The organism is Gymnodinialimonas ulvae, from assembly GCF_037543845.1.
Classification (GTDB): domain Bacteria; phylum Pseudomonadota; class Alphaproteobacteria; order Rhodobacterales; family Rhodobacteraceae; genus Gymnodinialimonas; species Gymnodinialimonas ulvae.
In genome coordinates this window covers 1,854,974-1,868,871 of record NZ_JBBIFX010000001.1, presented here as the reverse complement: position 1 = coordinate 1,868,871, position 13,898 = coordinate 1,854,974, and the positions used below count along the sequence as shown (strand labels likewise).

The window sequence follows — 13,898 nt, the reverse complement described above, 5'->3', positions numbered from 1 at the left end:
ATGTTCACCGGCATCATCACCGACCTTGGCACCGTCCGCAGCCTTGAGGACCGCGGCGATCTGAGGGCGCGGATCGGCACGGCGTATGATATGGCAAGCGTCGATCTGGGCGCTTCCATCGCGTGCAATGGCGTGTGCCTGACGGTGGTGTCGATGGGCGCGGATTGGTTCGATGTGGATATATCGGCGGAAAGCGTGTCGAAAACCAACATCGGAACCTGGGCCGAGGGCAGCCGCCTGAACCTGGAGCGGGCGTTGAAGGTGGGCGACGAATTGGGCGGGCATCTTGTGTCGGGCCATGTCGATGGCGTGGCCGAGATCGTGGCGATGCAGGACGAGGGCGACAGCACGCGATTCACGTTTCGCGCGCCCGATGCGCTGGCGCGGTTCATTGCGCCGAAAGGCTCGGTGGCGCTGGACGGGACGTCGTTGACGGTCAACGAGGTCGACGGTGCGACCTTCGGGGTGAACATCATCCCGCACACCAAGGCCGTGACGTCCTGGGGGCGGGCAAAGGTGGGCGATCCCGTGAACCTGGAGATCGACACCCTGGCCCGCTACGTTGCGCGCCTGCAGGAGTGGCAATGAGGCCGGTGGGAGACGCTCGTGCCACGGCACATCGCCCCTCCCGCCGTCCCGCGGGGCGCCTGATCGGCAGGTGTTCGGCATCGGGGCACGGTCAGAAGACAGGTATTTGAAACCAGTGGAAGAAGGGCGCGCGAGAAAACCGGTTGTCGTGCAGTCGATCGAGGATTGGTCCGGCCAGCGCTGCGTGGATGTGCGCCGCCACGCGGAGGGGCTGTTTTCCTGGGCGGAATGTCGTCGCGATCCCGAGGACAGCCATGGATGGCGTTACCTGGGGCTTGGCGCGGAGGGCTTTGCATCGGAAGATGCCGCAGTGGCCGATGCGACGGCCAAGGTGGACTGGATGGAGCGCGCGCAATGATCGGACATAAGAATGATGGGACATAACAAGGGCCCTTCGATGGACGCGGGCACAGGGTTTCGGCGTGTCGCCTGGCGCAAGGCGCGCGCCGCGTTGCTGCCGAGTTTGCCGCTGGAGGTGGTGCGCCTGCGGGTCAAGCGGGCCGAACGGCTGGGTCTGCCGTACAAGGCCTATGCCACGATCCGGGCGGTCTCGGGCCGCGATATCGTGGGGTTTCTGTTTTCCGACAACGCGCTGGGCATGGGGCGTTCGACGATTGTGCCGCCGCCGGCCCGGGTTCGGTTGAACGCGCTGGACGGGGCTGCTGCGCGCCTGATCGCGGTGCATCTTCCAAAGGATCCAGCCGCCGTGATGGCGCGGGGCGGGGTCGAGGCCGTGGGCCGCGCGCCGGGCCTTTCGGTGCCCTGGCGCGCGGCACGCGAGGCCCTGCGCGAGCTTGCACGGGAGGCGGAGGTTCCGCTTGATGGGCTTGTTGTTGTTGCGGCCACTGCGTTGGAGCGTGACTGGTCCGCGACGGCGGGCCTTGGGGGCACCATCGCCCCGGATCTGATCCGTCCCGACGCGGCGTGACGCAACCGATCTCTGGCCATTCGGGGGGTGTTGGATTATCTGCCCCTGCAGGACCCGCGAGAGGATGTATCCATGAGCCAAACCTTTGAAGATCCCGGCCCCGTCGAACAGGATTGGTCGGATGCGATTTCGTCCGTCGAAGAGATCCTTGAAGATGCCGCCAATGGCCGAATGTTCATCCTTGTGGATCACGAGGATCGCGAAAACGAAGGCGATCTGGTGATCCCCGCGCAATGGGCAACGCCGGATGTGGTGAATTTCATGGCGACCCATGGGCGCGGCTTGATCTGCTTGTCGATGACGTCGGACCGGATTGACCAGTTGGGCCTCGGCCTGATGAGCACCAACAATTCCTCGCGCCACGAGACCGCGTTCACCACGTCGATCGAGGCGCGCGAGGGGGTGACGACCGGCATTTCCGCCGCCGACCGCGCGCGGACCATTCAGGTTGCGATCGACGCCTCCAAGGGGGCGCAGGACATTGCGACCCCCGGCCATATCTTTCCGTTGCGCGCCAAGGATGGTGGCGTGCTGGTGCGCGCGGGCCATACCGAGGCGGCGGTTGATATCGCGCGGCTGGCGGGGCTGACGGCGGCGGGCGTGATCTGCGAGATCATGAACGACGACGGGTCCATGGCGCGGCTGCCGGATCTGATTGCCTTTGCGCAGCATCACGGGCTGAAGATCGGCACGATCAGCGATCTGATCGCCTATCGCCGCCGCCACGACAACCTTGTGAAAGCCCGCCAGGAAGAGGTCATCACCTCGGAATTCGGCGGCGAGTGGACCATGCGGATCTATACCGACGAGACGCAGGGCGCCGAGCATATCGTTCTGATCAAGGGCGATATCAGCGGTGACGACCCGGTCCTGGTGCGGATGCATGCGATGGACCCGCTTTTGGATGTGGTCGGGGTCGGCCCCTCGGGCCGGGCCGATGAATTCCACGACGCGATGCGCCTGATCGCCGAGGAAGGGCGCGGGGTTTTGGTGTTGTTGCGGGATTTGACGATGAAACTGGTGCTCGATGACGAGGTCTCGCCCCAGACGCTGCGCCAATACGGTCTGGGCGCGCAGATCCTCAGCTCGCTCGGCCTGAGCGATATGATCCTTCTGACCAACTCGCCCAAACCCAAAGTCGTGGGCCTTGATGCCTATGGCCTGCAGATCGTGGACACGCGCAAAATCTCGGAGCTTGGATAATGGCCGGACATTCCGACAATGACCTGGGGCTGCCCACGTTCGACCGCCCGGTGAAAATCGGCATCGTGATCGCGCCCTATTACACCGCGATTGCACAGGCGCAGGTCGCGGCGGTCACGGCGGTGCTGGACAATGCGGGGGTGGGCCACGAGGTGATCGAAGTGCCGGGATCTCTGGAAGTGCCGACGGCGATTTCCATTGCGCATCGGATGAGCAATTTTGACGGTTTTGTCGCCCTTGGCTGCGTGATCCGGGGGGCGACGTCGCATTACGATGTGGTGGTAAACGAATCCGCGCGTGCCCTGACCATGCTTGGCTTGCAGGGGGTGTGCATCGGCAACGGGATCATCACCGTGGAGACCCGCGAACAGGCCGAAGAACGCGCCGATGGCACGCGGCTCAACACCGCGGGTGGTGCGGCGGAGGCGGCGCTGCACCTGATCGCGCTGACCCGTAAATACGGCCAGCCCAAGGGCAACCTCGGCTTCAAACCGCGCGGCACCATCGAGATTGCAGATGACGGATCGGCCCAGGCATGAGTGACGCGAAACCCAACCGCGAGGCGCAGAAACAAATGCGCTCCGCCGCGCGGCTTTACGCCGTTCAGGCGCTGTTCCAGATGGAGCATTCCAATCAGGGCCTTGATGCCGTGCGCGCGGAATTCGAGACACATCGCTTCGGCGCCACATATGATGGCGAAGAGATGGTCGAAGGCGACGTTGATCTGTTCCGCAAGACGCTGGAAGATGCGGTGGAATTGCAGGCCAGGATTGACCAGATGACGGACCGCGCGTTGGTGGAGAAATGGCCGATCAACCGGATCGACCCCACCCTGCGCGGCCTGTTCCGCGCGGCGGGCGCCGAATTGGTCGACGGCAAGGCGCCGCCCAAGGTTGTGATCACCGAATATGTCGACGTGGCGCGCGCGTTTTTTCCGGAAGGCAAGGAGGCGAAATTCGTCAACGCCGTGCTCGACCATATGGCCCGCGAGGCCAAGCCCGAGGCGTTCTGACCTGGATTTCGCGGCGCGATATTGTTTGACGACAGGGGGGCTGTCTGCCCCCTAATGACCTCTTTTCCAGGGGAAAAGCGGTCATTCCCCCCGAAGGTATTGGTGACCAATGGAAGACCGGGCGCGGGAGCTTAGTCGGCTGCGCTGGGCGAGGTGATGAAATCGTATTCGGTCAGCTCTTCGGGCAAGAGCACGTAGATCGCTTCGGGCGGCGTGCTGAGTGCGTGTTGCATGACGCGGACATCGATACCCATCGTGTCGAGATGGGCCATTACGTCGGCCTGTCCGCGCTGGATATCCTCAACCGCAAGGAAGGCCGGCAGGGCGGTGTTTTCGCCGAAGTAATGCTGATGCACGCCGACCATCGCACCCTCGGGGATCGTGCGGGCGACGCCGCCGGCAAGGATGTAGGGGCAGGCGGACAGGCAGATGTCGCCAACCTCCATCGTTGTGTCCAACGCCGCGTCGCGGATTGCGGCCCCGATGGCCAGCGCATCATCGACCGAGCCGCCGGGGGAATGCAGGCGGATCGTGCGCAGATCGGTGGTGTCGGGCAACCATTCCGCAAACCGGGCCGCGTCGCCGGGGGCGATATCGCCGGTCAGAAGCGCAACCTCGCCCTCAACGGTGAAGCGCAGACGCGTGGGCATGTCGCCGGGGTCGGGGACCGGGGTCTGCCGCTCGGGCGACACACGCTCGCGGCCGGGCAGATCGCCGGGCCGGAAGCGCCGTACCTGATCACCCGGTGCCACCGGCGCATCGAGCGCGGGCGCGCGCGGCCCGGTCAGAAGCTGCGGCAGCGCGCCGATCAGGTCGGAGCCCGCCAGAACCACGGCCATGCCGATCTGCAGCCCGAGGATTGCAAGCACGGCCCGCCGGACAGTCATGCCCTTGCGCGCGACCGGGTCGGTCTGCGTCGTTTCAGTCATTGGACCGCGCGGGCGCACCGGGCAGGGGGCTGATGTTTTCGGCCGTGTTGCGAGGCCGTGGCGGTTGTCCGGCGGCCTCGATCTGCACCTGATCGGCGCGGTCGAGCGCCTCCATCTCGCGCATGGCATGCAGGGCGGCGCGCAATTCGGCCAGCGTCAGCGTGTCTTCGGCAGGCAGGTCGCCGCGGCCTGCGCGGATCGCGCCCTGCGTTACCATCAGGATCAGAACCAGAACCCCGGGCAGAAGGTCGATGGCGATCGCCCCGGCCCAGGACGGCACGAAATTGCGGGCATAGAGAATGACCGCGTCGGCGCTTGAGATTGGCGTGTAGATGACCTCAGACGGGGCCGGGCGGGCAAGCACCTGCTCGGCGGCGTCTTCGAGCGATTCCGCGCGCAGGGCGAGCACTTGCAGCACGCTGGAAATGGTGGAGGCCTGCGCATCCTGTCCGGCCGCGCCGGTGGCGTCGAGTTCCGGCAGCACCACCGAGGCCGACAGATCCTCGGCGGCGCGGTCCACCAGCGGCGCGACCGAAAGCTGCCGCAGCGTGGTGACCAGCCCCGCCAGCCGCACGGCATCCTCGGAGAACGCGACGGAACGCGCCTCGACCGCGCCGGGCTCTACGATCAGGGCCCGCATCCGCGACAGGATCACGTTGCCCTCATCGAAGGCGCTTTCGATCAGGTCGGATTGCGTGGCGATTTGCGTCTCCAGTGCGGCCAGTTCCTCGGCTTTCTGGCGCAGCACGCGAAACACCGCGCCGCGTCCGGCGAGACCTGACAGATCGCCCGCGGCTTCCTGCTCGGAAAGGTCCTCGAAGCTTTGGCGCACGCGGGCCACGTCGCGTTGCAGCGCCTGCGCGCTGACGGCGGTGTCATGGGCCTGTTCGAGGGCCTGTTGATAATCCTGAACGGTGCGCGCCAGGTGTTGTTCGACCGCCGCCGCACCGGCCAGAGCGGCGGCGTTGAGCCATGAAGACATGGCGATGATCGCCACGGACCCCAGCGCCATCGCGCCCATCAGCTTGAGCTTGGCGCCCGCCGTGCGCATCGCGGGCAAAAGCCGCATCAGGTAGGACCAGAAGACGAAGATACCGACCGAGACCGCGATGGAATAGGCCGACGCCGCGAAGAACGACAACGCGCCCGTATCATCGAGAAGCGAGGAGACCCCGAGATAGGTGTAGATCCCCGACGCGGTCGCCAGCACCGCCAGCGCCGCCCCCGAAAAACTGTCGAGCCAACTCAGGTGCCCCTGCAATTCGCGGGCGTGGGACAGGCCATGGGGATCGCGGCTGCGCGGGGCTTGGTCGGGCATAATGGGTCACTCTCGTGCAAGGCTCCTCCCCATATAGGTCCGGGCCCGCGTGACCCAAGGGCCGCCCGATGTCGGCGTCTGTTTGCCGTGCGGTTCGACAGGCGGCGTGTGACGGGCTATATCCCCGCTATCCAAGACAGGAGAGTACCATGCCGTCCCACATCCGGTTTCTGTTACGTCACGCGGCTTTCGGTGCCGTGATCGCCGCCGCCTTCGTCGGGCTCGTGCTGTGGGCCAATATCGGCAACCTCTGGCATCTGGTCACGCATACGCCGCAGGGCTTCTTTGCGGTGGGCATCTTCTGGGTGCTGTGCACGATCACATTCGGATCGGTGCAGATGGGCATCCGCATCATGATGCTGGCCGAGAAGGAGGAAGATGATGGGGGTGGCGGGACCCGGTCCCCGCAGGCCGTGTTTGAACCCGACACGATCCCGGTGCGCGTGCACCCTGATCGCGCGGATCACCGCAACGCGTAAGCCGGGATAAGGTGACGGGGACCACCACAACCGTAGAGGCGTTCATTCCCGAGGACCTGTATGTACAGGTGGGCGCCAGGTAGCCGGACCACGGCCCGGTCAGAGCCAGCTCCCTCGGATTTGCTTAAGGCCACCGGAATATTGCCACAGGTACGAGAAGGGCAGACCCGTCGCTTAGGGACTTAGGTGGGATGGGACCGCACGGCAAGGGCGCGCCGCGCTTGAAAATGTTCCGTAAATGTTCCAATCTGTTCCCATGGACCCCGTACTTGCCCCGCTTCCCGATGCCAAACCCGGCCAATTGCTGGCCCGGGGCGTGTGTCGCCATCTGCGCGCGCATGATTTCGTTACACTCGAAGAATTCACCCCCGAACGCGGCAAGCGGCTTGATGTGATGGCGCTTGGCCCGAAGGGGGAGCTTTGGGTGATCGAATGCAAGTCGTCGCGCGCCGATTTCACGTCGGATGCGAAATGGGAAGGCTACCTTGAATGGGGGGATCGATATTTCTGGGCGGTGGATGAGGCTTTCCCGACCGAGCTTCTGCCCGATGACACCGGCCTGATCATCGCCGATGCCTATGATGCCGAGATCCTGCGGTTCGGCTTGGAAACCAAGCTTGCCGGGGCGCGGCGCAAGGCGGTGACGCAGAAGTTCGCTCGCCACGCGGCGCTGCGCCTGCAATATCTGCGCGACCCGCAACAGGGCCTCTAGACAGACATAAACACCCCAGGCCGGTGCTTTAGTCGCTCTGCAGATATGCGCAATGTGCCTGCGCCTGTGCACGTTTTAAATGTATGAATTTAAACAATAAATTTAACACGGGATGGTGATTTCCAGGTGATCGGTTGCATCGCCTAAGACAGCGCTGCAGCCCCTAACCCAGGAAAATCCAATGAAACGCTCCCTCGCTCTGATCGCCGCCCTGACCCTGCTCGGTGGCGCGGCCTCCGCCCAATCCCTGCAAGATCCCTACGGCTTTGTCTTCGGCGGCATCACCTTCGAAGGTCAATCCGACTACGAAGGCACCATCACCCCGCCCGGTGGCCTGCAATCGGTCGATACCGATTATGACAGCGGCTTCAACTTCGGCATCGGCATCGGCGCAACCATCGCCCCCTCGATCCGCGCCGAGGTCGAGCTGTCCTATACCGAGTCCGACGCCGATGAGATCTTTTTCTCCGGCAATGGCGATGCGGCTGAAATCAATGTCGATGGCGGCATTCGCGCCACGACGCTGTTTGCCAATGGCCTTTACGATTTCGACACCGGCGGCCCGGTCACGCCCTATCTCGGCGCGGGCCTTGGCGTTGCCTTTGTCGAACAGGACCTCGTCTACGGCCCTGGCGTTGAAGTGAACGAAGATGACACCGTTTTTGCCGCCCAATTGATTGCCGGCGCGTCCTATGACCTGAGCGACTCACTCGCTCTGACCGGGGATGTCCGCTACCGCCGCCTGTTTGACGTGGAATCACAGCGTTTCAACGCCGCCGGCGTCAGCACGGGCACGGTGTCTGGCGATTTCGACGACCTTTCAGTCAACGTCGGCCTCCGGTTTCGCTTTTGATTAACGAGTGTCGTGTAGCGTGTTGTGAGTAACAAGTAACTTGCGCTGTGCAAGGCATCGGGTCCGGCGTCTTCCTTTCGGGGCGTCGGACCCTGTTTGTCCTCTAGCGCTTCTTGCCCGCCTTGCGGGCTGCTGCCGCCGCCGCGCGCAACTCATCTGCGATCTCTTCGGCCTCTTCCGGCTCGAAATCCATCGGCAGGTCGATCCCGTCCCCCACGACATAAAGGCGCACCATGCCAAGCGTCGTTGGTCCGATCTGCAGATCGGCGGCCATTTCGTTTTCGCTGTTGATGCCCATGTCCTGCGCCTCCAAGGTTGTGAAATCGGGGTAACGCAAGCCGGGACCCCTGCGCAAGGGAGGGGGCCCGCCCATGCAGGTCGACCGGATCGATCATGTTCATATCGAAGTACGCGACCGCGACGCCGCCGCCGATTGGTACGCGCGGGCGCTCGGGCTATCGCGGGATCCGCACCTGGCGGCTTGGGCCGATGATCCGATGGGTCCGCTGATCCTGTCGGCGGGCGACGGTGCGCCCGCCCTGTCGCTGTTTGCCCGCGATTGCGCAGCGCCCACGCGCGACGCCACCATCGCCTTTCGGGTCTCCGGTTCGGCCTTTGGCACCTTCGTGGAAAGCCTGCCGCGCGCGGACATCGTCGGGCGGGACGGCACGCGGCTTACGGCCGCCGATTGTGTCGATCACGGCCTGTCTCATTCGCTCTATTTCACCGATCCCGACGGCAATCGGATTGAGCTTACAACCTACGATCTGGGGTGACGGACCCCCTTGCAATCGCGTGGGGCCAGCGCTATTCCCGCGCCTGTGCAAAGGTATGCCGGCGTAGCTCAGTAGGTTAGAGCGCCTGATTGTGGATCAGGAGGTCCCCCGTTCGAGCCGGGGCGCTGGTACCATACCCCCCACCCCCCCTGCATAAGCGACACCTCAGTCCCGCAGGTTCAGCTCGTCCATCAAACGCCGCGTATCGCTCGCGAACACGCGGATGACCCCGTCGTCGCCGATAATCACCGTATAGCCGTCGATCACGCTATAGCCCACGGCCTCCACACCTTCGGGGATCTCGAACACCTCCGGATGCACCAGCACCGGCGCGCCGGCACCATTCAACCGGATGACAAGCAGCATCACGATGGTTATGACCCCCAGGATCATCACGGCGGTCAGAACCGTCACCAGCGTCTTCAGAAACCGCAGATCGGCGGGCAATGGGGGGGCGTCGTCTTCCGGGGTCTCGTCGGTCATGTCCGCATCCACGCGCATCGTTTCGGTTATCATCGGCCCCAACCCGGAGCCGCGCCTTGATAAGGCACTCGCGCGGGTCGTGCCAGAGGCCGAGGCGCTGAGCCGCTCGCGGCTTGCCAAACTGATCCCCACAGGGGCCATCACCGTCAATGGCACGCCCGTGACCGACCCCAAGGCCAAGCTGTCCGAAGGCGACGCGGTCGCGATCACCGTCGAGGATGCGGTCGAGGTCGACACGCGGCCCGAAAACATCCCCCTCGATATCCTGTTCGAGGATGACGACCTGATCGTGGTGAACAAACCCGCGGGCATGGTTGTCCACCCGGCCCCCGGGTCGCCCTCGGGCACGCTGGTCAATGCGTTGCTGCATCATTTCGGCGGCAATCTGTCGGGGGTGGGCGGCGAAAAGCGCCCCGGTATCGTGCATCGCATCGACAAGGACACCTCTGGCATTCTGGTCGTCGCCAAATCCGACCGCGCCCATCATGGGCTTGCCGCGCAATTTGCGGACCATTCGATGGAGCGCGAGTATCTTGCCGTGTGTCATGGGCAGCCCGACCTGTCCGACCCGCGCCTGCGCGGCCTGCGCGGCATCAGTTTCGAGGGCCCGACCCTCAAGATCACCACCCAGCTTGCCCGCCACAAAACCGACCGGCAGCGTCAGGCGGTGCTGTTTTCCGGCGGCCGCCATGCCGTCACCCGCGTGCGCGTTCTCGAAGGGCACGGCCCCGTGGCGCTGGTGGCATGCCGCCTTGAAACCGGACGCACGCATCAGATTCGCGTGCACATGTCCCACGCAGGGCACGCGCTTGTGGGGGATCAGACCTATGGCGGGCGGCGCAAAGTGTCCGAGAAAACGCCCGGCGCGCAGGCCATCAACAGCTTCCCGCGGCAGGCGCTGCATGCTGCAATTCTCGGCTTTCAACACCCCGTCAGCGCCGAAACCCTACGCTTTGAGGCCCCTTTGCCCGCCGATCTACGCAATCTTCTCGCTGAGATCTCGCAGTAACTTGTGCGCAATTGCACGTGATCGTGCGCCATCTGCGCTTGCCGTGCGCCTGTGCGCCGCGCTATACCGATGATCCGGTTTTAGCACCGTACCTCTTGTAATGAAGTTAATCGTATTTACATGAGATCCAACTGGGCCGGAGTGCCCATTCGTGAACAGGGGGACCAGACATGGCCAACTATGCAAATCTGCCCGCACCCACGCCGGAAGGCGGCCTGAACCGCTACCTTCAGGAAATCCGCAAGTTCCCGATGTTGGAACCGGAACAGGAATACATGCTCGCCAAACGCTGGGTCGAGCAGGAAGACACCGACGCCGCGCACCAGATGGTGACCTCGCACCTGCGCCTGGCCGCGAAAATTGCGATGGGCTACCGGGGCTATGGCCTGCCGCAGGCCGAAGTCATCGCCGAGGCCAACGTGGGCCTGATGCAGGCGGTCAAGAAATTCGACCCCGAAAAGGGCTTCCGCCTCGCGACCTATGCGATGTGGTGGATCCGCGCCGCGATCCAGGAATACGTTCTGCGCTCGTGGTCTTTGGTCAAGCTTGGGACCACCTCCGCGCAAAAGAAGCTGTTCTTCAACCTGCGCAAGGCCAAGGCCCGCATCGGCGCGTTGGAAGAAGGCGACCTGCGCCCGGAAAACGTCGAACGCATCGCCCATGATCTGGGCGTGACCGAAACCGAGGTAGTCTCGATGAACCGGCGTCTGTCGGGGGGCGATGCGTCGCTCAACGCGACCGTCGGGTCGGACGAAGGGGGCACCGCGCAATGGCAGGATTGGCTCGAAGATGAAGGCGCGGATCAGGCGACGGACTACGCCGAACGTGACGAATTCCAAAGCCGCATGGCCATGATGGCCGAAGCGATGGAGGTGCTCAACGAGCGCGAAAAGGACATCCTCACGCAGCGCCGCCTGCAAGAGAACCCGGTGACGCTCGAAGACCTGTCCGGCGTCTATGACGTCAGCCGCGAACGCATCCGTCAGATTGAGGTGCGCGCTTTTGAAAAGCTGCAAAAGCGCATGCGCGAACTGGCGCGGGAACAGGGGATGCTGGCCACCGCCTGACCCCTCGACCGCAAACGAACGATCCCCAGAACGGCTCGTGCGCACTCACCGCACGGGCCGTTTTCGTTTCACGACCTGTTAACCGGCATGGCGTAACCTGCGGCCCCAAGCGCATGTGAAACCACAACAGGACCCCATCCCGTGAAATTGCAATCCTTCCACTGGACCTTCGTCACAACCCGGCCCCGCACTTCCCCCCCCGCGCCGCGCAGGGCAGGTTTCCGATTGTTTCAATGGCTCGCCTGAACGTGTGTTTAGTTGGGGTTTCCTGACCTTTCGCCCCGCGAGATAAGCCGCAATACTGGTTGTCAGTTGCATACGGCAGAAGGCCAAAACGCCATGACCATTCACGCATTCCGCGCCCTCGGCCCCGCAGCCCTTCTGCGCGCGACGGCCCCCCGGCTTGCCGCGATGAAGGGCGAGGCGGCGGCCGATCTGATCACACATCTGCGCAATGGGGCGCCTGCGCTGTCCGAAAATCCCGCGATGGCCCGTGCCTTGATCGGTGCGGTCGCAACCCTCGCGCCCGTTCTGCATCATCGCGAGACGTCGCCTGAAATCCTGCGTGACACCCTCGGCCCGTTGGCCGACCAGCTCCGCGATCACGGCCTCGCCCCGCGCGGCTACATTGCCCTGCGCGCGGCATTTCTAAGCACCATCGCCCGCTGCCTCGGCCCCGATCCCGCGCTGCTCGGCGCTTGGGACGCCGCCATCGGAACCATGCTGGCCACGATGATGACCGCCGCCCACGGCCCGCGCGCGCATACGACCCCTCTGGCGGCGTAACGCCCGCCGCGCTACCAAGGCGGCATGACACATCACCTGACCTGGGGCATCCTCGGGACCGCCCGTTTCGCACTCGGCACCATGGCGCCCGCCATCCATGCCGCCGCCCGCAGCCGCCTGAAATCCGTCGCCACCCGCAGTGCCGAGCGTGCCGCCCCCTTCACCGCGCGCTTTCCGGGCCTGCATGTCGAGACAGATTATGACGCGCTGCTGGCCGATCCCGAGATCGACGCGATCTACATCCCCCTGCCCAACGCGCTGCACACCGATTACAGCATCCGCGCCGCACAGGCGGGCAAACACGTGCTCTGTGAAAAGCCCATTGGCCTGGCCTCCGCCGATATCGACCGTCTGATCGCCGCCCGCGATGCCACCGGCAAGCTCATCGCCGAGGCCTGGATGCCCGCCCATCACCCGCAATGGGCCCGCACCCGTGCCCTGATCGCCGACGGTGCCATCGGGGATCTCAAAACCGTCACCGGAAGCTTCTGTTTCGGCGGTCTCGATCCGGCCAACATCCGCCTCAGCTCCGATATGGGCGGCGGCGCGCTTTATGACATCGGCGTCTATCCCATCGGCGGCTTTCGCTTCGCCACCGGGCAGGAGCCCACACCCACCCATGTCGACTGGGTGCTTGAAAACGGCGTGGACACCAGCGCCTGGATCACCCTGCGCGCGGGCGATATCCGGTTCAATTTCCACGTTTCCATGCGCACGACCAAGCATCAGCACATGACCTTCCACGGGACCAAGGGCACGCTGACCCTCGCCACGCCATTCAACGCCCATTACTGGGGCGAGGCGCAGATCCACCTGACCCGTTCCGACACCGAGGCCGAGGTGATCCGCTTCCCGGACGCCGACCAATACGTGCTGCAGGTCGAATCCGTCGCGGCCCATGCGCTTGACGGCACGCCTTTCGGCAATCCGCTCGAATTCACCCGCGGCACGCAGGCCACGCTTGACGCGATCTTTGCCATGGGGCGGGCGGCGGGCTAGACTGCACCGAGCCGCAAGAAGGATACCGCCCATGTCGCGAAACGATGACACAAACCTCGATGGCCGTGTCCACGGCGAACAACCCGTCGCGGTGAAAGACAGCCTTTTGCAACGGCTGCTCTACATGATCCTCATCGCTTTCATGCTCAGCTTCGCCAGCACAATCCTGACGGCCGTGACGGTGATCCAGTTCATTGTGATGTTGGTCTCCAAGGGGGCGCCAAACGAACGACTGGCCGATTTCGGCACCGATCTGGGCATCTGGATCGCCAAGGCGGCCCGCTATCAGGTCGCCGCCTCCGAGGTGAAGCCCTGGCCCTGGACCGACCTCGATTGAACATATCCGCACAGACCCTGCGCGCGCCCGTCGCTTGACGGCACCTCGCGGATCGTCATCGTTGCGCGATACGCCAGCCAAAGGAGCCAGCCGCCCATGTCAGACGCCCCCAAGATCGCCCAGAAAGCCCCCTACGCCGTCGATGTCGAAGCCGGCCAAAGCTATTTCTGGTGCACATGCGGCCAGTCCGCGTCTCAGCCGTTTTGCGATGGCTCGCACAAGGGCAGCGATTTCACTCCCATGAAGTACACCCCCGAAAAGGACGGCAAAGCCTTCTTCTGCGGCTGCAAGGCGACGTCGAACGCGCCCTTGTGCGACGGGTCGCACAGCAAACTATAAGGTTTGCGACGGCTCCCACAGCCAGCGCTAGGGGTTAAGAAAGCGTAAACAAAAAAGGCGATTGTATATTTATCAAGGCG

20 protein-coding genes and 1 tRNA gene are annotated in these 13,898 nt (G+C 64.2%); 17 read left to right on the top strand and 4 right to left on the bottom strand.

What is annotated here, in order from left to right:
- From V8J83_RS09055 to nusB, 6 genes are all read left to right on the top strand, one after another.
- Positions 1-588 (top strand): riboflavin synthase, encoded by a 588-nt coding sequence (locus tag V8J83_RS09055; protein WP_339985618.1) that lies wholly within the window; start codon positions 1-3, stop codon positions 586-588.
- A gap of 148 nt (positions 589-736) precedes the next feature.
- Positions 737-946 carry a hypothetical protein gene (locus V8J83_RS09050; protein ID WP_339985615.1) on the top strand — a complete coding sequence of 70 codons (210 nt, stop codon included), beginning with the start codon at positions 737-739 and terminating at the stop codon, positions 944-946.
- A gap of 15 nt (positions 947-961) precedes the next feature.
- On the top strand, positions 962-1,516 hold the full coding sequence (locus V8J83_RS09045; protein ID WP_339985613.1) for a hypothetical protein: 555 nt from the start codon (positions 962-964) through the stop codon (positions 1,514-1,516).
- A gap of 72 nt (positions 1,517-1,588) precedes the next feature.
- Complete coding sequence (gene ribB / locus V8J83_RS09040; protein ID WP_339985611.1) at positions 1,589-2,719, top strand: 3,4-dihydroxy-2-butanone-4-phosphate synthase; 1,131 nt, start codon at positions 1,589-1,591, stop codon at positions 2,717-2,719.
- Positions 2,719-3,258 carry a 6,7-dimethyl-8-ribityllumazine synthase gene (locus tag V8J83_RS09035; protein ID WP_339985609.1) on the top strand — a complete coding sequence of 180 codons (540 nt, stop codon included), beginning with the start codon at positions 2,719-2,721 and terminating at the stop codon, positions 3,256-3,258. Before ribB ends, V8J83_RS09035 begins: the two co-directional genes overlap by 1 nt.
- Entirely contained in the window at positions 3,255-3,731 is a 477-nt protein-coding gene (nusB, locus tag V8J83_RS09030) for a transcription antitermination factor NusB (protein ID WP_339985606.1), read from the top strand. The genes V8J83_RS09035 and nusB overlap by 4 nt, the downstream gene beginning before the upstream one ends.
- 131 nt (positions 3,732-3,862) lie before the next feature.
- On the opposite strand, the gene V8J83_RS09025 is transcribed toward nusB, so the two are convergent.
- Together V8J83_RS09025 and V8J83_RS09020 are read right to left on the bottom strand one after the other, a co-directional pair.
- On the bottom strand, positions 3,863-4,660 hold the full coding sequence (locus V8J83_RS09025; protein ID WP_339985604.1) for a COG3904 family protein: 798 nt from the start codon (positions 4,658-4,660) through the stop codon (positions 3,863-3,865).
- Positions 4,653-5,978, bottom strand: coding sequence for a hypothetical protein (locus V8J83_RS09020; RefSeq protein WP_339985602.1), 1,326 nt, complete (start codon positions 5,976-5,978; stop codon positions 4,653-4,655). The genes V8J83_RS09025 and V8J83_RS09020 overlap by 8 nt, the downstream gene beginning before the upstream one ends.
- Before the next feature lie 149 nt (positions 5,979-6,127).
- Between V8J83_RS09020 and V8J83_RS09015 the strand changes: the two genes are divergently transcribed.
- The 3 genes from V8J83_RS09015 to V8J83_RS09005 all read left to right on the top strand — a co-directional run bounded on the left by V8J83_RS09015 (position 6,128) and on the right by V8J83_RS09005 (position 8,022).
- Positions 6,128-6,457, top strand: coding sequence for a hypothetical protein (locus V8J83_RS09015; RefSeq protein ID WP_339985600.1), 330 nt, complete (start codon positions 6,128-6,130; stop codon positions 6,455-6,457).
- A gap of 256 nt (positions 6,458-6,713) precedes the next feature.
- Positions 6,714-7,169 carry an MmcB family DNA repair protein gene (locus tag V8J83_RS09010; protein WP_339985598.1) on the top strand — a complete coding sequence of 152 codons (456 nt, stop codon included), beginning with the start codon at positions 6,714-6,716 and terminating at the stop codon, positions 7,167-7,169.
- 181 nt (positions 7,170-7,350) lie between these two features.
- Positions 7,351-8,022, top strand: coding sequence for an outer membrane protein (locus V8J83_RS09005; protein WP_339985596.1), 672 nt, complete (start codon positions 7,351-7,353; stop codon positions 8,020-8,022).
- 103 nt (positions 8,023-8,125) lie between these two features.
- Here the strand turns inward: V8J83_RS09005 and V8J83_RS09000 are convergent, their stop codons facing one another.
- Positions 8,126-8,320: a DUF6324 family protein gene (locus V8J83_RS09000; protein WP_339986052.1), complete on the bottom strand. Its 195-nt coding sequence runs from the start codon at positions 8,318-8,320 to the stop codon at positions 8,126-8,128.
- A 73-nt stretch (positions 8,321-8,393) separates the two neighbouring features.
- Between V8J83_RS09000 and V8J83_RS08995 the strand changes: the two genes are divergently transcribed.
- Positions 8,394-8,798: a VOC family protein gene (locus V8J83_RS08995; protein ID WP_339985594.1), complete on the top strand. Its 405-nt coding sequence runs from the start codon at positions 8,394-8,396 to the stop codon at positions 8,796-8,798.
- A 57-nt stretch (positions 8,799-8,855) separates the two neighbouring features.
- Positions 8,856-8,932: transfer RNA gene (locus V8J83_RS08990), tRNA-His, on the top strand.
- Between the two features lie 31 nt (positions 8,933-8,963).
- On the opposite strand, the gene V8J83_RS08985 is transcribed toward V8J83_RS08990, so the two are convergent.
- Entirely contained in the window at positions 8,964-9,281 is a 318-nt protein-coding gene (locus tag V8J83_RS08985; RefSeq protein WP_339985593.1) for a DUF6476 family protein, read from the bottom strand.
- Here V8J83_RS08985 and V8J83_RS08980 point away from each other — a divergent pair.
- From V8J83_RS08980 to V8J83_RS08955, 6 genes are all read left to right on the top strand, one after another.
- Positions 9,280-10,290: an RluA family pseudouridine synthase gene (locus V8J83_RS08980; protein WP_339985591.1), complete on the top strand. Its 1,011-nt coding sequence runs from the start codon at positions 9,280-9,282 to the stop codon at positions 10,288-10,290. The two genes, V8J83_RS08985 and V8J83_RS08980, sit on opposite strands and share 2 nt — an antisense overlap.
- Before the next feature lie 170 nt (positions 10,291-10,460).
- A complete protein-coding gene (rpoH, locus tag V8J83_RS08975) occupies positions 10,461-11,357 on the top strand; it encodes an RNA polymerase sigma factor RpoH (protein ID WP_339985589.1) in 897 nt (298 codons plus the stop codon).
- Positions 11,358-11,696: 339 nt separating this feature from the next.
- Positions 11,697-12,143 carry a hypothetical protein gene (locus V8J83_RS08970; RefSeq protein WP_339985587.1) on the top strand — a complete coding sequence of 149 codons (447 nt, stop codon included), beginning with the start codon at positions 11,697-11,699 and terminating at the stop codon, positions 12,141-12,143.
- Between the two features lie 24 nt (positions 12,144-12,167).
- The gene (locus V8J83_RS08965) at positions 12,168-13,142 is read left to right on the top strand and encodes a Gfo/Idh/MocA family protein (protein WP_339985585.1); all 975 of its coding nucleotides are present in this window, start codon (positions 12,168-12,170) and stop codon (positions 13,140-13,142) included.
- A 31-nt stretch (positions 13,143-13,173) separates the two neighbouring features.
- Positions 13,174-13,479 carry a DUF4389 domain-containing protein gene (locus V8J83_RS08960; protein WP_339985583.1) on the top strand — a complete coding sequence of 102 codons (306 nt, stop codon included), beginning with the start codon at positions 13,174-13,176 and terminating at the stop codon, positions 13,477-13,479.
- A 96-nt stretch (positions 13,480-13,575) separates the two neighbouring features.
- Complete coding sequence (locus tag V8J83_RS08955) at positions 13,576-13,818, top strand: CDGSH iron-sulfur domain-containing protein (RefSeq protein ID WP_339985581.1); 243 nt, start codon at positions 13,576-13,578, stop codon at positions 13,816-13,818.
- Positions 13,819-13,898 lie beyond the last annotated feature (80 nt).

Coding starts and splice junctions, on each gene's coding strand:
- V8J83_RS09055 (WP_339985618.1), top strand. CDS start 1: ATGTTCACCGGCATCATCACCGACCTTGGCACCGTCCGCAGCCTTGAG.
- V8J83_RS09045 (WP_339985613.1), top strand. CDS start 962: ATGGGACATAACAAGGGCCCTTCGATGGACGCGGGCACAGGGTTTCGG.
- ribB (WP_339985611.1), top strand. CDS start 1,589: ATGAGCCAAACCTTTGAAGATCCCGGCCCCGTCGAACAGGATTGGTCG.
- V8J83_RS09035 (WP_339985609.1), top strand. CDS start 2,719: ATGGCCGGACATTCCGACAATGACCTGGGGCTGCCCACGTTCGACCGC.
- nusB (WP_339985606.1), top strand. CDS start 3,255: ATGAGTGACGCGAAACCCAACCGCGAGGCGCAGAAACAAATGCGCTCC.
- V8J83_RS09025 (WP_339985604.1), bottom strand. CDS start 4,660: ATGACTGAAACGACGCAGACCGACCCGGTCGCGCGCAAGGGCATGACT.
- V8J83_RS09020 (WP_339985602.1), bottom strand. CDS start 5,978: ATGCCCGACCAAGCCCCGCGCAGCCGCGATCCCCATGGCCTGTCCCAC.
- V8J83_RS09015 (WP_339985600.1), top strand. CDS start 6,128: ATGCCGTCCCACATCCGGTTTCTGTTACGTCACGCGGCTTTCGGTGCC.
- V8J83_RS09010 (WP_339985598.1), top strand. CDS start 6,714: ATGGACCCCGTACTTGCCCCGCTTCCCGATGCCAAACCCGGCCAATTG.
- V8J83_RS09005 (WP_339985596.1), top strand. CDS start 7,351: ATGAAACGCTCCCTCGCTCTGATCGCCGCCCTGACCCTGCTCGGTGGC.
- V8J83_RS09000 (WP_339986052.1), bottom strand. CDS start 8,320: ATGGGCATCAACAGCGAAAACGAAATGGCCGCCGATCTGCAGATCGGA.
- V8J83_RS08995 (WP_339985594.1), top strand. CDS start 8,394: ATGCAGGTCGACCGGATCGATCATGTTCATATCGAAGTACGCGACCGC.
- V8J83_RS08980 (WP_339985591.1), top strand. CDS start 9,280: ATGTCCGCATCCACGCGCATCGTTTCGGTTATCATCGGCCCCAACCCG.
- V8J83_RS08985 (WP_339985593.1), bottom strand. CDS start 9,281: ATGACCGACGAGACCCCGGAAGACGACGCCCCCCCATTGCCCGCCGAT.
- rpoH (WP_339985589.1), top strand. CDS start 10,461: ATGGCCAACTATGCAAATCTGCCCGCACCCACGCCGGAAGGCGGCCTG.
- V8J83_RS08970 (WP_339985587.1), top strand. CDS start 11,697: ATGACCATTCACGCATTCCGCGCCCTCGGCCCCGCAGCCCTTCTGCGC.
- V8J83_RS08965 (WP_339985585.1), top strand. CDS start 12,168: ATGACACATCACCTGACCTGGGGCATCCTCGGGACCGCCCGTTTCGCA.
- V8J83_RS08960 (WP_339985583.1), top strand. CDS start 13,174: ATGTCGCGAAACGATGACACAAACCTCGATGGCCGTGTCCACGGCGAA.
- V8J83_RS08955 (WP_339985581.1), top strand. CDS start 13,576: ATGTCAGACGCCCCCAAGATCGCCCAGAAAGCCCCCTACGCCGTCGAT.